The sequence below is a fragment of the Shewanella sp. 433 genome (genome assembly GCF_059338565.1).
Genome location: NZ_CM181703.1, coordinates 3,177,512 through 3,199,897, shown reverse-complemented (window position 1 = coordinate 3,199,897; position 22,386 = coordinate 3,177,512). Strand labels below are relative to the sequence as shown.

The 22,386-nt window shown below is 47.9% G+C and carries 15 protein-coding genes; 12 read left to right on the top strand and 3 right to left on the bottom strand.

Annotated features, from left to right (window positions below):
• Nucleotides 1-11: 11 nt before the first annotated feature.
• Nucleotides 12-1,127, bottom strand: coding sequence for a CNNM domain-containing protein (locus tag AC5YB1_RS14185; RefSeq protein ID WP_494519705.1), 1,116 nt, complete (start codon nt 1,125-1,127; stop codon nt 12-14).
• A 146-nt stretch (nt 1,128-1,273) separates the two neighbouring features.
• On the opposite strand from AC5YB1_RS14185, the gene rlmN reads away from it, so the two are divergent.
• From rlmN to der, 8 genes are all read left to right on the top strand, one after another.
• A complete protein-coding gene (gene rlmN / locus AC5YB1_RS14180; RefSeq protein ID WP_494519704.1) occupies nt 1,274-2,395 on the top strand; it encodes a dual-specificity RNA methyltransferase RlmN in 1,122 nt (373 codons plus the stop codon).
• 36 nt (nt 2,396-2,431) lie between these two features.
• The gene (gene pilW, locus AC5YB1_RS14175; protein WP_494519703.1) at nt 2,432-3,217 is read left to right on the top strand and encodes a type IV pilus biogenesis/stability protein PilW; all 786 of its coding nucleotides are present in this window, start codon (nt 2,432-2,434) and stop codon (nt 3,215-3,217) included.
• Nucleotides 3,217-4,176, top strand: a complete 960-nt coding sequence (locus AC5YB1_RS14170; protein WP_494519702.1) for a RodZ domain-containing protein — start codon at nt 3,217-3,219, stop codon at nt 4,174-4,176. The genes pilW and AC5YB1_RS14170 overlap by 1 nt, the downstream gene beginning before the upstream one ends.
• Nucleotides 4,177-4,195: 19 nt before the next feature.
• Nucleotides 4,196-5,311: a flavodoxin-dependent (E)-4-hydroxy-3-methylbut-2-enyl-diphosphate synthase gene (gene ispG / locus AC5YB1_RS14165; protein WP_119977447.1), complete on the top strand. Its 1,116-nt coding sequence runs from the start codon at nt 4,196-4,198 to the stop codon at nt 5,309-5,311.
• Nucleotides 5,312-5,461: 150 nt separating this feature from the next.
• The gene (gene hisS, locus AC5YB1_RS14160; protein WP_494519701.1) at nt 5,462-6,733 is read left to right on the top strand and encodes a histidine--tRNA ligase; all 1,272 of its coding nucleotides are present in this window, start codon (nt 5,462-5,464) and stop codon (nt 6,731-6,733) included.
• A 12-nt stretch (nt 6,734-6,745) separates the two neighbouring features.
• Nucleotides 6,746-7,369 (top strand): tetratricopeptide repeat protein, encoded by a 624-nt coding sequence (locus tag AC5YB1_RS14155; RefSeq protein ID WP_494519700.1) that lies wholly within the window; start codon nt 6,746-6,748, stop codon nt 7,367-7,369.
• A gap of 11 nt (nt 7,370-7,380) precedes the next feature.
• Nucleotides 7,381-8,568 (top strand): outer membrane protein assembly factor BamB, encoded by a 1,188-nt coding sequence (bamB, locus tag AC5YB1_RS14150; protein WP_494519699.1) that lies wholly within the window; start codon nt 7,381-7,383, stop codon nt 8,566-8,568.
• 92 nt (nt 8,569-8,660) lie between these two features.
• A complete protein-coding gene (gene der, locus AC5YB1_RS14145; RefSeq protein ID WP_110456433.1) occupies nt 8,661-10,130 on the top strand; it encodes a ribosome biogenesis GTPase Der in 1,470 nt (489 codons plus the stop codon).
• A 423-nt stretch (nt 10,131-10,553) separates the two neighbouring features.
• On the opposite strand, the gene xseA is transcribed toward der, so the two are convergent.
• A complete protein-coding gene (gene xseA, locus AC5YB1_RS14140; protein WP_494519698.1) occupies nt 10,554-11,882 on the bottom strand; it encodes an exodeoxyribonuclease VII large subunit in 1,329 nt (442 codons plus the stop codon).
• A 119-nt stretch (nt 11,883-12,001) separates the two neighbouring features.
• On the opposite strand from xseA, the gene guaB reads away from it, so the two are divergent.
• The 3 genes from guaB to tadA all read left to right on the top strand — a co-directional run bounded on the left by guaB (nt 12,002) and on the right by tadA (nt 15,938).
• Complete coding sequence (gene guaB / locus AC5YB1_RS14135; protein WP_494519697.1) at nt 12,002-13,468, top strand: IMP dehydrogenase; 1,467 nt, start codon at nt 12,002-12,004, stop codon at nt 13,466-13,468.
• Between the two features lie 106 nt (nt 13,469-13,574).
• The gene (gene guaA, locus AC5YB1_RS14130; RefSeq protein WP_494519696.1) at nt 13,575-15,152 is read left to right on the top strand and encodes a glutamine-hydrolyzing GMP synthase; all 1,578 of its coding nucleotides are present in this window, start codon (nt 13,575-13,577) and stop codon (nt 15,150-15,152) included.
• Nucleotides 15,153-15,410: 258 nt separating this feature from the next.
• Complete coding sequence (tadA, locus tag AC5YB1_RS14125) at nt 15,411-15,938, top strand: tRNA adenosine(34) deaminase TadA (protein WP_494519695.1); 528 nt, start codon at nt 15,411-15,413, stop codon at nt 15,936-15,938.
• 227 nt (nt 15,939-16,165) lie between these two features.
• Here tadA and mltF read toward each other — a convergent pair whose 3' ends face one another.
• Nucleotides 16,166-17,620, bottom strand: coding sequence for a membrane-bound lytic murein transglycosylase MltF (mltF, locus tag AC5YB1_RS14120; RefSeq protein ID WP_494519694.1), 1,455 nt, complete (start codon nt 17,618-17,620; stop codon nt 16,166-16,168).
• Nucleotides 17,621-18,236: 616 nt separating this feature from the next.
• On the opposite strand from mltF, the gene purL reads away from it, so the two are divergent.
• Nucleotides 18,237-22,118 (top strand): phosphoribosylformylglycinamidine synthase, encoded by a 3,882-nt coding sequence (purL, locus tag AC5YB1_RS14115; protein WP_494521647.1) that lies wholly within the window; start codon nt 18,237-18,239, stop codon nt 22,116-22,118.
• Nucleotides 22,119-22,386 lie beyond the last annotated feature (268 nt).

The window sequence follows — 22,386 nt, the reverse complement described above, 5'->3', positions numbered from 1 at the left end:
GTCGGTTACGCTTATTTGATGACAATATCTTGTTGTTTATCGTCGCCAATATGGTCGTTACTGGCATCATCATCGAAGGCTCCTTCATCTGATATACGGATGCCTTTATGGGTCATTCGACGTTTCCATAACTTACGAGCCAGTTGCTGCATATCAGTGACAGGGTCATTGCTGTCAACGATTTCAAGCCCCAGTAGCGACTCGATAATGTCTTCTAAAGTCACCAAACCTTGGTTACTGCCGTATTCGTCGACAACCATAGCAATTTTAGTGCTTCGCTTAATCATCAATTCAAATAATGGCAATATTTTTGCTGTTTCAGGGACGATCAGCAAGTTACGCTTAAGCGCCGAAATAGGGGCGTCGGGCGTGTTACGTTCCGACAGCAATATCGCGTTACGGTTGATGTAACCTATGATGTTATCACGATCATCTTCGTATATTGGGATGCGAGTGAACGGACTTTTTTGATGCCTTTTTGCAAAGTCTTGTTGGGTCATATGGCCATCTAAGCTGAACATCACCGTTCTGGGCGTCATGATCGCAGTAACAGGCATCTCTTTAACCGATAACATCTGGGTTAAAATTTTGGACTCTTGCTCGTCAAGTTCGCCTGACTCATGACCGATTTTGGCCATGGCACTGAGCTCTTGGCGGATGTAAGCACCGTCATCACCTTTCCCCAATAACTGAGTGACCTGTTGTGACATCCAGATTAATGGCTTGGTGAGGCGCTCCATCCAGACGAGTGATAGCGATACCGTTGGTGCCAATCGGCGCCAATAGTTTGCACCTAATGTTTTCGGAATAATTTCTGAAAAGAACAGAATTAAGAAAGTCAGTACACCAGAAAATATACCTAACATCTCATCGCCAAAAACTTTTGCCGCTTGCGCGCCCGCCACTGCCGCACCCACAGTGTGTGCTATGGTGTTAAGCGTGAGGATCGACACCAGTGGCGATTCCACGTTGGCCTTTTGCTGGCGTAAACGCTCAGCCGCAGCAGGGTTAGTTTCTTTTAAATTAGCAATGTAGCTAGGGGTAACAGATAAAAGTACTGCTTCAAATACGCTACAGAGAAACGAGACTCCAATAGCGACCAAGATAATCACAATAAGGGTTATCATAGTAGGGGTAAAAAAACTCCGAGTAACAAGCCAATATTAGCTCAGCGGCAATAATATCATAGTCTATTTCGTTGCTGGCTAAAATTTGTTGGTGTCTGTATAATTCGCCGCCCTGTGGCAGGTATTTGGTGTTGAGGTTAGTCAAAATGAGTGAGAAAAAGATCAATTTATTGGATCTTGACCGTAAAGGGTTAAGAGCACTGTTTTCCGAGATGGGCGAAAAGCCGTTTCGTGCCGATCAATTGATGAAGTGGATTTATCATTTTGGCGTAAGTGATTTCGAAGAGATGACCAACATCAATAAGGTGTTGCGTGGCAAGCTTGCCGAGCGCTGTGTCATTGTTGCACCTGAGATCTCTAGCTACCAAAAATCTGCTGACGGCACGATTAAGTTTGCCATCAACGTAGGTAACGGCCAAGAAGTTGAAACGGTTTATATTCCTGAAGAAGACCGTGCAACCTTATGTGTATCATCACAAGTGGGTTGTGCGCTTGAATGTACCTTCTGCTCAACCGCGCAGCAAGGGTTTAACCGTAACCTAACGGTGTCAGAAATTGTTGGTCAAGTGTGGCGTGTATCGCATTTTCTTGGTTTTCAAAAAGAAACGGGCGATCGACCTATCTCTAACGTAGTGATGATGGGAATGGGCGAGCCGTTGCTTAACCTGAAAAACGTCATGCCAGCTATCGATATTATGCTTGATGATTTTGGCTTTAGTTTATCGAAGCGCCGCGTTACGGTATCTACCTCTGGTGTGGTGCCTGCATTAGATATTCTTGGCGACAATTTAGATGTGGCACTTGCGGTCAGTATTCATGCGCCTAACGATGAGCTGCGTGATGTGCTGGTTCCTGTCAATAAAAAGTATCCTTTGGAAGACTTTTTAGCGGCCATTCGTCGTTATTTAGCTAAATCAAACGCCAACCGTGGCCGAGTGACGGTTGAGTATGTGATGCTTGATCACATTAATGACAGCACTGAGCAAGCCCATGAATTGGCCAAATTGATGAAGGACACTCCGTGTAAAATCAATTTGATCCCATTTAATCCGTATCCCGGTTCGCCTTATGGCCGCTCGTCAAACTCACGTATCGATCGATTCTCTAAGGTGTTGATGGAATATGGCTTGACTGTTATTGTGCGTAAGACTCGCGGCGATGATATTGACGCAGCTTGTGGGCAGTTAGCCGGTGATATTCGAGACAGAACTAAACGTTTAGCGAAAAAACGCATGCAAGATAGTCAGATTTCAGTCACAATAAACTAACTTATTGTATCTGCTAATAGTATAGGCTTGCGAATCATGCTCAAAAAGCCAAAAATGGTGTTATTGATTAGCCTGACATCCTTAATGATGTCAGGTTGTGTGACCGAACGAACCTACAGCGGCACCGACGTGCCCGTTACTGAGCGCACCTTTGATAATGTTTCAGCTGCGCGCCAGCGAGTTCAGCTGGGATTGACCTATCTACAAAAGGGCAACAGCGAACAAGCCAAGTATAATCTTGATAAAGCATTAGAATTCGCTCCAAATCTCGAAGATGTCCACGTAGCGCTAGCCTACTATTATCAGTCGGTTGGTGAAATTGAGCTGACTGAAAAAGCCTATCGCAAAGCGATTAATGCGAGTGATGCAACGGGCGACTCGATGAATAACTTCGGGGTATTCTTATGTCAGCAGAAAAAATATGACCAAGCTGAACAAATGTTCCTTAAAGCGGTCAAAATGCCCAAATACACTCGCTCAGCGGCCAGCTATGAAAATTTAGGTATCTGTAGCCGTGAGTCGGGTGACTTACAAAAAGCACAACGCTACTTTGGCATGGCGCTTAATTACGATCCTCGCCGTGCAACTTCATTATTAGAACTGAGCGAGATAGATCTTGAGCTCGGTCGCTATCAAGAGGCTAAAGAGGGCTTAGCTCGTTATCATCGAGTTGTGTCAGAGTCTGCTCAAAGTTTAGCGTTGGGAATTAAAATAGAGCAAGGCCTCAACAATACGGAAGCGGTGAAGAAATTTGGTATTTTATTATTGGCTAAATTTCCTACCTCCGATGAGGCTAAGCAGTATCGAGAAAGTATGTACTAATGACTGATGATAAAATCGATATGCTTAACGGCGATGACGATAAAACCCTCCATCCAGCCCCAAAGCTTGGCGAACTATTAAAACAGGCGCGAGAGAAGCAGGGTTTAAGTGTGGCACACGTAGCCGATTTACTGCACCTGCGGCCCACGATTGTCAGTGATATTGAAGCCGACAATTTTGATAATATCGCTTCAGTAACTTATGCCAAGGGTTACATAAAAAACTATGCCCGTATCGTTGGCCTAGATAAGCCAGCGCTTGACGCTGGCTTAGCGCATTATTTCCCTGTGATTAATGCTCCAACGATGCAGAGCTTTTCACGCAAAACCACCCGTCAGGCCCGAGACGGTCGTCTGATGATGGTCACTTACTTTATTATCTTTGCCTTATTGGCGTTACTGGTGGTCTGGTGGGTTCAAAAGTCAGATATGACGGCTGTGGATTTGTCGCCGCTGACGGCAGAAGAAGTGGCTGATATTTCGCTCGATACATCTGCCCCCTCTGCTAGCACGCCGCTTGAGCCATTAGTGCCAAGCGCTAATGCGCCTGCAGACACTGCAATCACCCCAGATGATGGACGTGTAGTGAGTGAAGCAGATACAGAGACTATGGTTGATGCTGAAGCACCCAGCCAAACTACTAGTGGCACAGCCACTCATGGCGAGAGCCAACAAGAGAGCAGCTCTAATCGCCAAGTGAGCCAATCGACTTCGGCTGTAGCGATGAGCTTAAGCGATGATTGCTGGATTAAGGTCACTGACGCCAAAGGCCAAATCTTAGTCAATGGCTTAAAGAAGGCGGGCAGCCAACTGAATGTCTTTGGGCAGGAGCCTTTTAAGGTTATATTAGGGGCACCGCAATCGCTGACATTAAGTCTCAATGGCGAAAATGTCGATTTAGCTCAGTACCCCAAGGGGCGTGTGGCCAGATTGACATTAACCAGCTCAGCCAATCTTTGAAGTAGAAGAGTAAATTAAGATGTACAACGAGTCCCCAATCATTAGACGCCCATCGACACGTATTTATGTGGGCGATGTTCCTATCGGTGATGGCGCACCTATTGCTGTGCAGTCGATGACCAATACTCGCACTACCGATGTTGATGCAACAGTGGCTCAAATTCGTGCCCTAGAAAAAGTCGGCGCCGATCTGGTACGTGTTTCTGTGCCGACTATGGATGCAGCCGAAGCCTTCAAGCTGATTAAACAGCAGACCAATATCCCGCTTATCGCCGACATTCATTTTGATTATCGTATCGCTCTTAAAGTGGCCGAATACGGCGTTGACTGCTTGCGTATTAACCCAGGTAACATTGGTAATGAAGAGCGTATTCGTAGCGTGGTTGAATGTGCTAGAGACAAGAATATTCCTATTCGCATCGGTGTGAATGGCGGTTCATTAGAGAAAGATTTAATGGACAAGTACAAAGAGCCCACACCAGAGGCGCTGCTTGAGTCAGCCATGCGGCATGTGGATATTCTCGATCGTCTGAATTTTGATCAGTTTAAGGTCAGCGTTAAGGCGTCCGATGTGTTTCTAGCCGTCGAGTCTTACCGTTTACTGGCTAAGCAGATTAAACAACCACTGCACCTTGGCATTACCGAAGCCGGTGGTGCCCGCGCGGGCTCGGTAAAGTCTGCCGTTGGTTTAGGCATGTTACTGGCTGAAGGCATAGGTGATACCCTGCGTATTTCACTAGCAGCAGATCCTGTTGAAGAGATTAAAGTTGGCTTTGATATTTTAAAGTCACTGCGTATTCGTTCTCGCGGGATTAACTTTATCGCCTGCCCATCCTGTTCTCGCCAAGAGTTCGATGTGATTGCCACGGTTAATGCACTCGAGCAACGCCTCGAAGATGTGGTTACCCCAATGGATGTATCTATCATTGGGTGTGTGGTCAATGGACCCGGTGAGGCGCTGGTGTCTGATATCGGTCTGACAGGCGGTCATCGTAAGAGTGGCTATTATGCCGATGGTGTGCGTCAAAAAGAGCGTTTCGATAATGAACATATTGTCGATCAGCTTGAAGCAAAAATTCGCGCTAAAGTGGCGGCGGTTAATGCACGTATTCCAGCGAGTGATATCAGCAAATAATCCTAATTTTTATGGTGTCATAGTCACGGCAATGTTCGTCACTGTGGCCTAGCTCACTGGCGCTGGTCGCCAGTTTTGCGTTTATGTATGATGCGCCTATAATGCGAGGCGCTTTTTTATTTTTACAGCTAATTTCGGACGAGTTGAACAGTGGCCAAACAGATCCAAGCGATACGCGGAATGAATGACATTCTGCCAACCCAAAGCCCTTTATGGCAAAAACTAGAAGCAGTGTTACGCGATACCGTGGCTGCCTATGGATATAGCGAAATTCGAACGCCAATTGTTGAAAGTACCGATCTTTTCAAACGTTCTATCGGCGAAGTAACGGATATTGTTGAAAAAGAGATGTACACCTTTGCCGATCGCAACGGTGATTATCTTACGCTGCGCCCTGAAGGCACGGCATCTACCGTACGTGCCGGTAACGAGCATGGTTTACTGTATAACCAAGAGCAACGTTTATGGTATATGGGCCCTATGTTTCGTCATGAACGTCCGCAAAAAGGACGTTATCGCCAGTTCAATCAGTTTGGTGTCGAAGTGTATGGCATAGGCTCTGCCGATGTAGACGCCGAAGTGTTAATGATGTCGGCGCGTCTATGGCAAAAGTTGGGTATTAGCCAGCATGTCAAGCTTGAGCTTAATACCCTTGGCGATCCTGCAGAGCGCGCGGTGTATCGCGATGCGCTTATTGCCTTTCTTGAGCAATACAAAGAGCAACTGGACGAAGATAGCCAGCGCCGTATGTACAGTAATCCACTGCGGGTATTGGACACTAAAAACCCTGAGGTACAAGCCTTACTGGTTAACGCGCCAGAATTGATGGATTACCTAGGTGAAGAGACTAAAGCGCATTTTTCACATTTATGTGAACTACTTGACGCCGTTGGTATCCAATACACGATTAACCCTCGCTTAGTCCGTGGTTTAGATTATTATAATCGCACGGTATTTGAGTGGGTTACAGACAGTCTAGGCGCTCAGGGTACTGTTCTTGCCGGTGGCCGTTATGATGGCCTCGTTGGTCAGTTAGGCGGCAAAGATACGCCTGCTGTCGGGTTTGCTATGGGGCTTGAGCGTATCGTATTGATGCTAGAAACCCTTGAGCTAACCGATGATGTCCGTGGTCCTGTGGATGTGTATGTCACGGCGATGGGTGACAACTGCCGCGTTGAAGCCATTAAGATTGCTCAACAACTACGCGATATCCCAGGGCTTAAAGTGATGAGCCATTGTGGTGGCGGTAACTTTAAGAAACAGATGAAGCGCGCCGATAAAAGCGGAGCAACAGTGGCTATCTTGATTGGCGAGAATGAACTGGCTAATGGCCAAGTGGCCGTCAAATATCTGCGTGAAGATAAAGAACAACAATTAGTTGCACGTGATGCGTTAGCAACTTACATTGCAGAACTCATTTAAGGGGAGTTGAACGTGGAAATTTATAGCACAGAAGAACAACAAGTCGATGCTATCAAACAGTTTTGGAAAGATTATGGCAGCTCGATCGTTATCGGCGCCGTTGTCGGCCTAGGCGGTCTATATGGTTGGAACTACTATTCAGATTATCAAGTGGCGCAGTCACAGGCTGCCTCTGAAGCGTTCCAAACCGTTACCGCCTCGGTTACCTCAGATACCAGCATGCTCGCTGCTGCAGAAAGTTTTGCTAAAGAGCATGAAGGACAAACTGGCTATCAAGCCTTGTTAGAACTCATTGTGGCTAAGGCCGCGGTTGAAGCGGGCGACTTAGATAAAGCCGAGCAATCGTTAAAGCAAGTGGTTGCGACTCAGGCTGATGAAGGCTTAGTAGCCATTGCCACTTTGCGTCTTGCCCGTGTGCAGGCCGAACAAGGTCAATTTGCCACGGCTATCGCGACACTAGAGCAAGTGTCAGCGCCTGCGTTTGCGGTACAACGTGACGAGCTAAAAGGTGATTTCTTAGTGCGTCAGGGCGAAGCCGATAAGGCTAAGAGTGCCTATCAGTCAGCTATCGATAATGGCGGCACGACCACTAGCCCAGCGCTTCAGATGAAGCTTGATAACCTGAACAAGGCATAAGGATGCTGCCCATGAAGTCTTGGTGCAAAACGTTACTCGCTTGTGGTCTGAGCATTAGCATGCTCACCGCTTGCTCTTCAAATGATGTCGAAGAGGAACCCGTTAGTCCACTGCCAGAAATTGAGGCTAGCGTATTTCCAGAAGTAAGCTGGAGTACCAATATCGGTAGTGGCGTGGGTGATTTCTATTCCGATCTGCGTCCAGCGGTTCGTTACGGTAAGTTGTATGCGGTTGATCGTTATGGGCAAATTTCAGCCTTTGATGAAGCTACTGGTGAAACAGTATGGACTGTCGATATCAGCGCCTCATTTCGAGATCGCCCATTAGCGAAAAACCACGGTGCCCGTTTAGGTGCTGGCGTTACTGCTGCCAGAAACAAAGTTTTTGTTGGCGGTGAAAGCGGTTTCTTTGCCGCCCTAGACGCCGAAACCGGTGAGATGGTTTGGGATGTGGTCGCTGGTGGAGAGTTATTATCAGCGCCTACCGTTGGCGATGATGCGGTGGTGGTTAACACCAGTTCTGGCACCCTCGAAGCGTACAATGTCGATGATGGCGAACTGCTGTGGGTGTACAAAAGCAAGTTGCCTACATTAACCCTGCGTGGTACTGGTTCGGCCACCTATGAAGCTGGCGGCTTCTTTGTGGGAACTGCCGATGGCAAGATTGCCGTGGTGATTAAAGACAATGGTCAAGCTGCATGGGAACAAGCTATTTATACCCCAAAAGGCGGTAATGAATTTACCCGTATGGCTGACGTGGACATGAAGCCACTGATCAGTGGTGAAAACCTCTATGCAGTCAGCTATAACGGTAATTTAGTCTCGATGGAACTACGCAGTGGTCGTATCGTATGGAGCCGTAAATACTCCAGCTTTAATGAGCTAGACTCAGCAGGGTTAAATCTCTATTTGGTCGATGATCATAGCCGTATTTACGCCGTCGATAAACGCAATGGTTTGGAAAACTGGAGTAACAGTGAGCTGACCAATCGTGATTTGACCTCGCCAGCAGTATACCAAGATTATATCGTCGTGGGTGATTATGAAGGTTACTTACACTTTATCGATCGCACCAGTGGTAAAATAGTCGGCCGTGTTGAAGTGGATAGTTCAGGTTTATTTAGCCAGCCGCTAGTAATAGATGATAAAATCTATCTACAGACGCGTGGCGGCAAGGTTGCTAGAATAACGCTTCCATAAGGCGAGCTTTACAGTTTATGAAGCCCCTGGACGTTAGTTCTGGGGGCTTTTTATTTTAGATGTTCAAAAATGTGTAGATTAGAGGCAAGAAAATGATTCCAGTTGTGGCCCTTGTTGGCCGACCAAACGTAGGTAAGTCGACCCTGTTCAATCGTCTTACGCGCACCAGAGATGCCTTGGTAGCAGACTACCCTGGACTGACTCGGGATCGTAAGTACGGCCGTGCTCACCTGTCTGGCTACGAGTTTATCGTGGTTGACACTGGTGGTATCGACGGCACCGAAGAGGGTATTGAAACCCGCATGGCAGAGCAGTCGTTAGCAGCGATTGAAGAAGCCGATGTGGTCCTGTTTTTAACCGATGCGCGCGCTGGTTTAACCGCCGCCGATCAGGTGATTGCAGAGCATTTACGTCGCCGCCAAAAAACCACCTTTGTTGTGGCCAATAAAGTCGATGGTATCGATGCTGACTCAGCTTGTGCTGAGTTTTGGGCGCTAGGCTTAGGCGAAGTGTACCAAATGGCGGCTTCACAGGGACGCGGCGTCACCAACATGATTGAGTACGCACTCGCTCCCTATGCAGAAGCTATGGGTCTTACTCGTGATACTGATGAAGAAGCGCCTGAGGATGAGCGTGAATACACCGAAGAAGAAGCGGAAGCCGAGCAAAAACGCCTGCAGGATTTACCCATTAAACTGGCGATTATCGGTAAACCTAACGTCGGTAAGTCAACGTTAACCAACCGTATTTTGGGTGAAGAGCGCGTTGTGGTTTATGACGAGCCAGGCACCACGCGCGACAGTATCTACATACCGCTGGAGCGCGACGGCCAAGAATATGTGATCATTGACACCGCAGGTGTGCGTCGTCGCAGCAAGGTGCATGAAACTGTCGAGAAGTTCTCGGTTATCAAAACCTTGAAAGCGGTTGAAGATGCCAACGTGGTATTGCTGATTGTGGACGCCCGTGAAGGCATTGCCGAGCAAGACTTAGGGCTATTAGGTTTTGCGTTAAACGCAGGACGAGCGCTGGTTATTGCGGTAAATAAGTGGGATGGTATCGACCAGGAAGTAAAAGATAGGGTTAAAAGCGAGCTTGACCGTCGCCTTGGCTTTATCGATTTTGCTCGTATTCACTTTATCTCGGCGCTGCATGGCACAGGTGTAGGCCATCTATTTGAATCGGTACAAGAAGCTTACGAGAGTGCAACGCGCCGCGTTAGTACCTCTATGCTGACTCGTATCATGCAGATGGCGCAAGATGATCATCAGCCACCTTTGGTTAACGGTCGCCGCGTTAAGCTTAAATATGCGCATGCTGGGGGTTACAACCCACCGATTGTGGTTATTCACGGTAATCAGGTGAAGAAGCTACCAGACTCATACAAACGCTTTATGATGAACTACTTCCGTCGTTCACTCAAAGTAATGGGCACGCCAATTCAGGTGCGCTTCCAAGAGGGCGGTAACCCGTTTGAAGGCATGAACAGTAAGAAGCTCACTGTTAGCCAAGAGCGTCGCCGTAAGCGTATGATGACGCATATTAAAGACAGTAAAAAGTAATCTAATCACTTAGATTAATGTCACTAAAGGCCAGCGACTATCGCTGGCCTTTTTTGTTGATTGCGGGTTAAGTTTCTGCATTAAGTGCCTGAATTTAGATGATTTTTATTTTTACTGTTTAGTTTGATAGACCTGGATGACGAATGACTTGCCAAGGCCGTATGTGCTAATAATCTAGTTATTGAGTATTTAAAGTGATGAGTGTATCCATAGATATTTTGGATAAAAGGCGGTTGGTAAATTGCCTACTTGGCATAAAGTGTTATTGGCTTTTGCTGTGGTTTTAACGCTAATACCCTTTTTGACGATGTAAGATCCAACACCACCAAATGTTAAAATATAACAATACCAACACCAGCATTTGAAGGCCTACCTACTGGGGGCAAATTCAGCTGAGTTTATTTAGGCTAATCTAGCCGGCAGTCATAACACGGTCGATTGCACTTCGCCATCGACAAGCTTAGTGGTTAACCTATCGCCAACGCTCACATCGTCCACCTTGTGTACCACGCCTCCTTTTGCATCAAGGGTAATACTGTAGCCGCGGCTTAAGGTGGCCAGAGGGCTGACTGTCTCAAGTTGATGAGCGGCGTAGACGAGTGCTTTATTGGCATCACTAAGCTGAGTTTGCAGCGCTTTATTGAGCTTTTGGTTGAGGTAATTCAAGCGACTCTGCTCAAGCTGTAAGCGATTGCGGGGGGATTGCTGGGCTAAACGGTGGGCCAACCCTTGGCTGTGCATTGTTAAGCTTGAAAGCCTAGCATTGATAGCAGACTCGAGCCTTAGCTGTATCTCATCGAAACGTTGTTCATATTGCTGTAAGCGCCGCTTAGGATCTTGGCGATGTAATTTGTGTTCTAACTGGCTAAAGCGTTGTTGCTGGGTCAAGCGGTAATGCTGCCATCCTTGACGCAGGCGATTCATGGCGACGTTGAGTTTGTCGCGTTTACTTATGGCATCATTCGACAGTAACTCTGCGGCCGCTGACGGGGTCGGTGCGCGCAGGTCGGCAACATAGTCGCTAATGGTGGTGTCGACTTCATGACCTACGGCTGAGACGATGGGCAAGGCGCTATTGTAGATGGTATGGGCTAACGCTTCGCTGTTAAAACACCAGAGATCTTCTAATGATCCGCCACCACGAGTCAACAGTAGGACATCGACTTCGTTGCGATCGTTGGCCTGCATAATGGCATGGCACAGCGACTTGTCGGCGTGTTCACCTTGCACGGCACTGGGATAGATGATCACCTCAATGGACGGATCGCGGCGCTTTAACACATGCAGCACATCCCTTATGGCGGCGCCTGTCGGTGAGGTAATAATCCCAATGCGCTGAATGTGGCTGGGGAGGGGGCGTTTGGTGTCCACGGCAAATAGCCCCTCGCCAGCCAGTTTCATTTTTAACGCTTCATACTGCTGGGCTAACAAGCCATCGCCGGCCGGTAGCATAGAGTCGATAATGAGTTGGTAGTCCCCTCTAGGTTCATAAACGCTAATCGAGCCTTTGACTAGTACTTGTTGGCCATTGGCTGGCCGAAAGGTGACGCTACGGTTTTTACCTTTAAACATCGCCGAGCGGATCTGGGCCTGATTGTCTTTTAAGGTTAAATACCAATGGCCTGAGCTGGGGGCTGAAAAGTTTGATATTTCGGCTTCGAGCCATACTCTGCCTAACTCACTTTCGAGAAGCTGCCGCACTTCACCGTTAAGGCGTGTAACGGTGTAAACATTATTTTTTGGCATTTTCATAGACATTTTCATTCTAAGGCGACTTTTTTGCTATTTTCCATTTACCAAGGTCAAGATGCAAGGTATAATCTCGCCGCAATATTTTACCTCTTATTTAACCCTCGTGGGGAGATGTTGCCATGCTACGTTTAAAAAAAGAAGCGCTAACCTTTGATGATGTTTTACTGGTGCCAGCGCACTCTACTGTACTCCCTAATACAGCCATTCTAAAAACTCGCTTAACTCAAAAAATTGAACTCAATGTGCCTATTGTCTCTGCAGCCATGGATACCGTGACTGAAGCGCGTCTTGCTATTGCGATGGCGCAAGAGGGCGGTTTGGGCTTTATTCATAAAAATATGAGTATCGAGCAGCAAGCCGAGCAAGTTCGTCAGGTTAAGATTTATGAGGCCGGTATCGTTCAGCAACCTGTGACGGTTACGCCAACTACGACACTTGAGCAGCTTAAAGTATTAACGGAAAAGAATGGTTTTGCGGGTTACCCTGTGGTGAATGATGCACACGAATTAGTGGGTATTATCACTGGTCGTGACGTTCGCTTTATCACAGACTGGAGCCGCACCGTTGATAAGGTGATGACCCCTAAAGAACGCTTAGTGACTGTTCCTGAAGGCACTAAGCTCGATGAAGTGCAAAAACTGATGCATGCTCACCGCGTTGAGAAAGTGTTAGTGGTCGACAGCGAATTTAGACTGAAAGGCCTTATCACAGTTAAAGACTTCCAAAAAGCTGAGCGTAAACCCAATGCCTGTAAGGATGAGTTTGGTCGTTTACGTGTGGGCGCCGCAGTTGGTGCCGGCCCTGGTAATGAAGAGCGTGTTGATGCCTTGGTTAAGGCCGGTATTGATGTGCTCTTGATTGACTCATCTCATGGTCATTCAGAAGGGGTTTTACAACGTATTCGTGATACCCGTGCCAAATATCCAGAGCTGCAAATTGTTGGTGGCAATGTGGCCACAGCCGAAGGCGCTTTGGCCTTGGTTGATGCTGGCGTTAACGCCGTTAAAGTGGGTATTGGCCCTGGTTCTATCTGCACCACACGCATCGTAACGGGTGTTGGTGTGCCGCAAATTACCGCCGTATCTGACGCCGCTGCAGCCGTTAAGCACCTAGATATTCCTGTGATTGCCGATGGTGGTATTCGTTTCTCTGGCGATTTAGCCAAAGCCTTAGCCGCTGGCGCATCATGCATCATGGCAGGCTCTATGTTTGCCGGTACTGAAGAAGCGCCGGGTGAAACCGAACTTTACAATGGCCGTGCCTATAAATCATACCGTGGAATGGGCTCTCTAGGCGCCATGACACAAGGCTCATCAGACCGTTATTTCCAAAGTGACAATGCCGCTGACAAGCTGGTACCTGAGGGGATCGAAGGTCGCGTACCTTACAAAGGTAAGCTTAAAGAGATCATCCATCAGCACATGGGTGGCCTACGTTCATGCATGGGCTTAACCGGTTGTCCAACCATTAAAGACCTCAGCGAAAAAGCCGAATTCGTTAAAGTGACCTCGGCAGGTATGGGCGAGTCCCATGTACACGATGTGACCATCAGTAAAGAAGCGCCTAACTACCGTAGCGGTTCATAAAAAGTGGCATTCAGGCAGGGCATCACTATGCCTTGCCGTTGATTCATTTGATCTGCCGAGATGTTTTTCGGCCACGCGATAAATTTAAAAGATATTAAGGTAAACCATGAGCAACATTCATGATCATAAGATCCTCATTTTAGATTTTGGATCTCAGTACACTCAATTGATTGCCCGCCGAATTCGTGAAATCGGTGTTTACTGTGAGCTTTGGGCTTGGGATGTGTCTGAGGCACAAATCAAAGAGTTTGCCCCTAACGGTATTATCCTGGCGGGTGGCCCTGAAAGTGTCACCGAAGCTAACTCACCACGAGCACCTGAATATGTGTTTAATGCTGGCGTGCCAGTATTAGGCATTTGCTATGGCATGCAAACCATGTCTGAGCAGCTGGGCGGTAAAGTGATTAAAGGCATAGGTGAAGGTGAATTTGGTTATGCCCAAATAGAGGTGCAAAACCCATCTAAGCTCTTTAAGAGCATCGAAGATGCGGTGAGCGATACAGGTAAGGCTCTGCTGGACGTTTGGATGAGCCACGGTGACAAAGTGTCTGCAATCCCTGAGGGTTTTGTTACTGTTGCTAAAACCGATACCTGTCCATTTGCTGCCATGGCGAACGAGGACAAGCAATTTTACGGGGTGCAGTTTCACCCTGAAGTGACGCACACTCGTCAAGGTAAGCGCATGCTAGAGCATTTCGCGCTGGAGATTTGTCAGTGTGAAGCCAACTGGAAACCTGCCTCGATTATCGAAGACGCCATTGCTCGCTTAAAGCAGCAAATTGGCGATGACGAAGTGATCTTAGGCTTGTCTGGTGGTGTTGACTCGTCAGTCGTTGCTATGTTGCTGCACCGCGCTATTGGCAAAAAGTTGACCTGTGTATTTGTGGATAACGGCCTGCTGCGTTTGAATGAAGCTGAACAAGTACTCGAGATGTTTGGCGACCACTTCGGACTCAACATAGTGCATGTCGATGCTGAAAACCGGTTCCTTGACGCCCTTGCCAGCGAAGCTGAGCCAGAAGCTAAGCGTAAAATTATCGGTAAAGTGTTTGTGGATATTTTCGATGAAGAGTCGAAAAAATGCGCTAATGCTAAGTGGTTAGCACAAGGCACCATCTATCCTGATGTGATTGAATCAGCCGGTAGTGCAACGGGTAAGGCGCATGTGATTAAGTCGCACCATAACGTTGGCGGTTTGCCAGATGATATGGAGATGGGCTTAGTCGAACCGCTACGTGAGCTGTTTAAAGATGAAGTACGTAAGATTGGTCTCGAATTAGGCCTACCTTACAACATGTTGTATCGTCATCCGTTCCCAGGCCCAGGTCTTGGTGTACGTGTACTGGGCGAAGTGAAAAAAGAGTACTGTGACCTGTTGCGCCGCGCCGATGCGATTTTCATCGAAGAGTTGCATAAAGCCGACCTATACAACAAAGTCAGCCAAGCCTTTACCGTATTCTTACCGGTACGCTCTGTAGGCGTTATGGGTGATGGCCGTAAATATGATTGGGTGGTATCACTACGTGCGGTTGAAACTATCGACTTTATGACCGCTCATTGGGCGCACCTACCTTATGATTTCTTAGGTCGCGTATCAAATCGCATTATCAACGAGATCGACGGTATTTCTCGTGTGGTTTACGATATTTCTGGTAAGCCACCTGCGACGATTGAGTGGGAATAGTTTCCTAGCACTCAACTAAACAGAGGGGCATAGCAATATGCCCCTTTTTTATGGGCGCCGACTGGCCAATCAATATTGGTGTGGCTAGCCATCGCCAGCGATCACCTAGTTGATTATCTAGCGTATCGATTAGGAACTTATGTCAATGTGATGCCTTTTAATCTGGGTTAATTGGTGAGCCGTGAATAAGCTGCAACCATCATGAGTGGCTTTGGGATAAACTATTGGTATAGGGTTGTAATTGGGGGAGAAAGTGACTTGTCTCAGATAGCGAAAAACGCTCAACAAGAGCAAGATATCCAGTTTATGCGCCATGCACTGGCGTTAGCCGCAAAGGCTGAAGCTGCGGGCGAGGTGCCTGTGGGGGCGGTGTTGGTTAAAGAGGGTAAAATCCTTGCCGAAGGTTTTAATCTTAATATCGGTCAGCATGATGCCAGCGCCCATGCGGAGATGTTGTGCATTCGAGCAGCGGGTCAGGTCGTTGAAAATTATCGTCTGCTCGATACTACTTTGTATGTGACGTTAGAGCCTTGTGCCATGTGCGCCGCGGCGATGGTGCATGCCAGGGTGTCGCGAGTGGTATTTGGCGCGGCCGATCCTAAAACTGGCGCGGCAGGTAGCGTGTTAGACTTATTGCGTTTTAATGCGTTTAATCATCAGCTAGAGGTTACCTCTGGGGTGCTAGCCGATGAATGCGCGACCCAGCTGAGTGCTTTTTTTCGTCGTCGCAGGCAAGAGAAAAAGGCGTTAAAGCTGGCTGCAAAACAACAAGGGCTTACTGAGTAAGCCCTTGTTGGTGTTAATCGATACAACTTTCGCTGTTTTGTCTGATAAAAGTGAAAAACTTCTTTTGACGGTTGAGCGTTTTCTGATGTTTAACTTTTATCTGTGCTCGACGTCGAGACGTTAAGTTGTTTAAAGATTTTCTTTTCATCGTTAAGCTCCTTTTGATGCTGAATGCAGCCTTTGCTGCCGATGATGACGCGCTATTGTGACAGCATAATGCCCCTTACTTATTGCGCTGGAGCGGCACCTAAGCTTGGGGTTGTCTCGGGCTCGGTTTCTATCTGGGTCTTATCGGCTGTCTGCTGAGCATTATCCGCAAAGCTATCTTGGAGTTGCTGGTTCTGATTGTCTATCCACACCAACGTATCATAGTAACGACGGATATTATCAACATAATGGACAGCCTCGCTACCACGAGCATAACCATAGCGTGTCTGCTTATAATATTTGCGTTTTTGCAACAAGGGAAGCACTTGTTTCACATCGCGCCAAGCACTGGGATTAAGCCCCATTGACTCGGCTAATTTACGCGCATCTTCCACATGCCCATAGCCAATATTGTACGAGGCGAGGGCAAACCACATACGTTGATTTTCCGGTATAGACTCAGGGAGTCGCTCCAGAATATCGTTAAGGTATTTAGCGCCGCCTTTAATGCTTTGCTCTGGGTCTAAGCGGTTGCTGATCCCTACCTGTTTAGCGGTCGGCAAGGTGAGCATCATTAACCCGCGCACGCCAGTGGGAGAACGAGCATTGGGATTCCAGTGCGACTCTTGGTAAGCCGTTGCCGCGAGCTTACGCCAATCGATATTGCCTGCGTATTGTTGAAATTGTTTCTGGTATTTAGGCAGCTTAGTGTCGATGGCGCGTAAAAACGCGCGAGTATCGACATAATCGAATCGCTTGACGTGGGCAAAATACTTTTCATTTAAATGATCTAGGGTGCCAAGGCGCTGCTGCTCATGCCAAAAGCTCAGCAGTTGGCTCATTAACATATCGCTGTTATTGGCTGGCAGTAGCCAGACAATGGCTTGCTCTTCCCGCAGCACTGGGCCTGCCCTGAGTTCTGGCATATAGCGGCGATTGATCTCGAACGTTGTCGAGTCAGCAATTGTGTAGCGAATTTCATCGCGAGCTATCATCGCCAACAGCTCTTCGCTGTCTTTATCGTTATGTTGATCCCACACCAACTCGGGGTAGAGTTTTTGTAAGTTGGCTAAGGTTTCAATAAACGATGAATCGGCAATCACATTGATATTGTCATCAAGCTGACTGATATCCGCCGGGTACCTTTCCCCTTGTTTAAACACCAAGACTTGATTGACGTAATAAAGGGGCGGTCCGACCCTAAACAGCTCGCGGCGCTGCTGAGTATCGGTCAAACCGGCCGCTATCAGGTCAACTTCGCCTTGTTGCAATGCATTATAAAGTTCGGCAATGGTTGCGTAAGGTCGCATATTAAGGGTTAAGCCTACATGCTCGGCAAAGCGCTCAGCCATCTCGTAGTCAAAGCCTGCGGTGCCTTGGCCCGTGGTCACATAGACCTGCGCGCCATAAAGGGTGCCAACATTGAGTTGGGTTTTCACTTCCACTGGCGTTGGCACTTTTGTTGCGTCCACAGCGCTTGGCTGACAGGCAGTCAGTAATAATAAGCAGCTAAGAATCAACAAAAGATGTCGCATTAATGTCCCCCGTGAATCTAGTTGTCTGTCATAAGGCCACCGCTAGAACCTGTTTATGGTTTGAGATGGCATGTCATCAATTTGCAATGGGTTGAGTACCCAGACGAATCTGGTGAAGCGTTGCGCTGTGATACTCAGCGCTAGTGTTTTGTGTATAAATCCACTGCGCATAATAGAGTCATATACCGTGTTGGTAAGAGCCCTTAACTGCCCTTGTTTATTGTGGTATCGCATCTATGACAGCGCGGCAATACGCGGTAAAAACATGTTTGAAAGCGAGTAGGACGCTTATTGTATCATAATGAGATAAAACTCAATAATAGACAGCTTCCAGCAGTATGTTACTGAGTAATAAATTAATTTTAATCGATTTTTCAGTAGTTGCTCATTATATTTTTGCTGGCATTTCGTGCAGTCATGTCCCGTTAATTATGGGAATATTTTGTATTTTCAAGTCAGTTTTTTTATCACGTAATGCAGTTTTCGCATTACGAGGCTAATAAACTGAATGAAACGCCGTTTTGGCGCCACAAGCCTGATGATTTGTGCACCGTATTTCCCTATAATAGCGCCAGATCTGACCCTGCAATTATAATTAATAAGGTGAAAAGACGTGATGGAGATCATCCGCGGAGCCCCTGCATTATCAGCGTTTAGAGTTCAAAAATTAATGGCATCCTGTGATAACGCAGCTCTGCCCATTAACAATATCTACGCTGAGTTTGTACATTTAGCCGATTTAACCGCTACGCTAGATGCTAGCGAAACCCAGCAACTAGCCAAGTTACTGACCTATGGACCCGCTATCGAAGCACATGCTCCACAAGGCACCCTCTACTTTGTTACTCCCCGTCCCGGCACCATCTCTCCCTGGTCATCTAAAGCGACAGACATCGCACACAATTGTGGTTTACACAAAGTGAAGCGTTTAGAGCGTGGTGTCGCGTATTACGTCCAAGGCGATAGTCTTAATGATGAGCAGCAAAAGCAGTTAAACCAACTATTACATGACCGCATGGTCGAAGTGATGCTGACTGATTTTGAGCAAGCTGCTAGCTTGTTTGCTCGCACTGCGCCAGCCAAAGTCACCAGTGTGAATATTCTCGGTGAAGGCAAACGCGCGCTCGAGCAAGCCAATATCGAGCTAGGGCTTGCGTTAGCGGCAGATGAGATAGATTACTTAGTCGATAACTTTGTCCGTCTTAACCGTAATCCAAATGACGTTGAGCTGATGATGTTTGCACAGGCAAACTCTGAGCACTGCCGACATAAAATCTTTAATGCCGATTGGACAATCGACGGCGAAGTTCAGCCTAAATCGCTGTTCAAAATGATTAAAAACACCTTCGAAAAGACGCCTGATCATGTGTTGTCCGCGTATAAAGATAACGCCGCAGTGATGGAAGGTTCGGTGGCTGGGCGTTTCTTCCCTGAGCAAAATGGGGTGTACGCCTACCATACAGAACCTATGCATGTGTTGATGAAGGTGGAAACCCACAATCACCCCACGGCGATTAGTCCATATCCCGGTGCGGCAACCGGTTCGGGCGGTGAAATTCGTGACGAAGGTGCCACTGGCCGAGGCTCTAAGCCTAAAGCAGGATTAACTGGCTTTAGTGTCTCTAACCTTAAGATCCCAGGTTTCGTGCAACCTTGGGAAGGTGATTATGGTAAGCCGGATCGCATCGTCACTGCGCTCGATATCATGACCGAAGGCCCATTAGGTGGCGCGGCCTTCAATAACGAATTCGGTCGCCCAGCATTAGTGGGTTACTTCCGTACGTACGAGCAGCAAGTCTCTAGCCATAATGGTGTTGAGGTGCGTGGTTACCATAAGCCCATTATGCTGGCGGGTGGTTTGGGTAATATCCGCGAAGAACATGTACAAAAAGGTGAAATCACCGTTGGCGCCAAGCTGATTGTGTTAGGTGGCCCAGCGATGAATATCGGTTTGGGCGGCGGCGCGGCATCATCTATGGCCTCAGGTCAGTCTAGCGAAGACTTAGACTTTGCTTCTGTGCAGCGTGAAAACCCAGAGATGGAGCGTCGTTGCCAAGAGGTGATCGATCGCTGCTGGCAGATGGGTGATGACAATCCGATTCAGTTTATTCACGATGTCGGCGCTGGTGGTTTATCTAACGCTTTCCCTGAGCTAGTTAACGATGGTGAGCGCGGCGGTAAATTTGAACTGCGTAATGTGCCATCTGATGAACCCGGCATGAGCCCATTAGAGATCTGGTGCAACGAGTCGCAAGAGCGTTATGTGATGTCAGTCGCGCCCGAAAATCTAGCTGTATTTACCGCGATTTGTGAGCGTGAACGCGCGCCATTTGCCGTGGTCGGTGAGGCAACGCAGGAGCGGCATTTATCGCTGTCTGACAGCCACTTTGACAATATGCCTATCGACTTACCTTTAGATGTCTTGCTAGGTAAAGCGCCTAAAATGAGCCGCGATGTGGTATCACAAAAAGCGCAGTCTCCAGCGTTAGATCAGGGGGCTATCGAGTTGAAAGAGGCGGTGCAACGTGTACTACGTTTACCCACAGTGGCGGAAAAAACCTTCCTTATTACCATTGGCGACCGCACTGTTACTGGTTTGGTGAATCGCGATCAGATGGTGGGCCCTTGGCAGGTGCCCGTGGCCGATTGTGCGGTGACCGCGTCGAGTTTCGACACTTACGCCGGTGAAGCCATGTCGATTGGTGAGCGCACGCCGCTGGCCTTATTAGACTTTGGCGCTTCGGCTCGCATGGCTGTTGCCGAGTCTATTATGAACATTGCCGGTACCGATATTGGCTCGTTCAAGCGCATCAAACTGTCGGCTAACTGGATGTCGGCTGCTGGTCATCCTGGTGAAGATGCTGGCCTTTACGAAGCGGTTAAGGCCGTGGGGGAGCAGCTGTGTCCAGAGCTTGATTTAACCATTCCGGTCGGCAAAGACTCTATGTCGATGAAGACCGCTTGGCAAGATGATGGCGTCGATAAAGCGGTAACCTCGCCGATGTCACTGGTGATCACCGCCTTTGGTGTCGTACAAGATATTCGTAATACGGTAACGCCTGAGCTGCGCAGCGACAAAGGTGAGACCGAGTTACTGCTGGTGGATCTGAGTGCAGGCCATCACCGTTTGGGGGGCTCTTGTTTAGCGCAAGTCTATAGCCAGCTTGGTGATGTGGCGCCAGATCTTAATGATGCTGCGCTGCTGCGTGGTTTCTTCGACGTGACCCAAAAACTGGTTGCGAAAAAAGCGATTATTGCCTATCACGACCGCAGTGACGGTGGTTTATTAACGAGCTTAGTCGAGATGGCGTTTGCGGGTAATACTGGGCTTGAGGTGAACCTTGAAGCCTTGAGCGGAACCCATGTTGAGCGCTTGTTTAACGAAGAGCTGGGCGCCGTTATCCAAGTGAGTGCATCTGATGCCAGTGCCATTAAGGCGCAGTATCAGGCCGCTGGCGTGGCGTGTGTCAGCGTTGCTAAACCAGTGGCTGGTGATGATATTGTTATTTTTGACGGCGCGAGTGAAGTATTACGTGAGTCGCGCACCGAGCTGAGAACCATCTGGGCTGAAACCACCTATCGCATGCAAGCTTTACGTGACAACCCAGAATGCGCCCTAGAAGAGTTTCAGCTTAAGCAAGTGGCCGATGCTCCGGGTTTGACCGTGGATCTGACCTTTAATCCAAGCGAAGATATTGCAGCACCTTATATCCTTAAAGGCGCTGCGCCTAAGATGGCGATTTTGCGTGAGCAGGGCGTTAACTCACATCTAGAGATGGCGGCCGCGTTTGATAGAGCCGGTTTCGAAAGCCGTGATGTGCATATGTCGGATATCTTGTCTGGCCGAATTAGCCTTGAAGAGTTCCAAGGCCTAGCGGCTTGTGGTGGCTTCTCATACGGCGACGTATTGGGCGCGGGTGAAGGTTGGGCTAAATCGATATTGTTTAATGCCCGCGCGCGTGAGCAGTTTAGCCGCTTCTTTGAGCGTCAAGACAGCTTCGCCCTCGGCGTCTGTAACGGTTGCCAGATGTTATCTAACTTAAAAGATATTATCCCGGGCACTGAGCACTGGCCACACTTTGTGCGTAACCGCTCTGAGCGCTTTGAAGCTCGCTTTAGCTTGGTTGAAGTGCAGCAGAGCCCGTCGTTGTTCTTTGAGGGGATGCAAGGATCGCGTATGCCGATCGCGGTATCCCATGGAGAAGGTCGCGCCGAGTTTGCGTCGCCAGCAGCCCTAGCTGCTGCAGAAGCTTCGGGCACCATCGCCCTGCGTTTTGTTGATGGCCATGGGCAGATTGCCACTCAGTATCCAGAAAACCCTAATGGTTCACCGAACGCCTTAACAGGGATCTGTAGCACTGATGGCCGCGTAACTATCATGATGCCACACCCTGAGCGTGTGTTTAGAACCGTGGCCAACTCATGGCATCCTGATGAATGGGGCGAAGATAGCCCTTGGATGAGAATGTTTAGAAATGCCAGAGCTAAATTAGGTTAACATGAACTGTTAATACTTGTTTAGCGACAAAAAAGGCCTCGAAATTTTGAGGCCTTTTTTATTGGTCATTACTGTGAAATATAAATGGTATTTAATACAAAGTGTTACAGTTTAGTATTTATATTACCTTGTGCTAAATAGCGATAAAGGCTTATCTATACGCCATTTTTATCTTTATATACTTAAACTTAGGGTTATGCGGCATTTTTTAAACCGTAGCGATTAACTTTTAGCAGGTATATCAGCAAGTGCTAAACTGTAATGTGAC

Excerpts from the sequence above, each read along its gene's own strand:
- AC5YB1_RS14185 (WP_494519705.1), bottom strand. The coding sequence starts at position 1,127 with ATGATAACCCTTATTGTGATTATCTTGGTCGCTATTGGAGTCTCGTTT.
- rlmN (WP_494519704.1), top strand. The coding sequence starts at position 1,274 with ATGAGTGAGAAAAAGATCAATTTATTGGATCTTGACCGTAAAGGGTTA.
- pilW (WP_494519703.1), top strand. The coding sequence starts at position 2,432 with ATGCTCAAAAAGCCAAAAATGGTGTTATTGATTAGCCTGACATCCTTA.
- AC5YB1_RS14170 (WP_494519702.1), top strand. The coding sequence starts at position 3,217 with ATGACTGATGATAAAATCGATATGCTTAACGGCGATGACGATAAAACC.
- ispG (WP_119977447.1), top strand. The coding sequence starts at position 4,196 with ATGTACAACGAGTCCCCAATCATTAGACGCCCATCGACACGTATTTAT.
- bamB (WP_494519699.1), top strand. The coding sequence starts at position 7,381 with ATGAAGTCTTGGTGCAAAACGTTACTCGCTTGTGGTCTGAGCATTAGC.
- der (WP_110456433.1), top strand. The coding sequence starts at position 8,661 with ATGATTCCAGTTGTGGCCCTTGTTGGCCGACCAAACGTAGGTAAGTCG.
- xseA (WP_494519698.1), bottom strand. The coding sequence starts at position 11,882 with ATGAAAATGCCAAAAAATAATGTTTACACCGTTACACGCCTTAACGGT.
- guaB (WP_494519697.1), top strand. The coding sequence starts at position 12,002 with ATGCTACGTTTAAAAAAAGAAGCGCTAACCTTTGATGATGTTTTACTG.
- guaA (WP_494519696.1), top strand. The coding sequence starts at position 13,575 with ATGAGCAACATTCATGATCATAAGATCCTCATTTTAGATTTTGGATCT.
- mltF (WP_494519694.1), bottom strand. The coding sequence starts at position 17,620 with ATGCGACATCTTTTGTTGATTCTTAGCTGCTTATTATTACTGACTGCC.
- purL (WP_494521647.1), top strand. The coding sequence starts at position 18,237 with ATGGAGATCATCCGCGGAGCCCCTGCATTATCAGCGTTTAGAGTTCAA.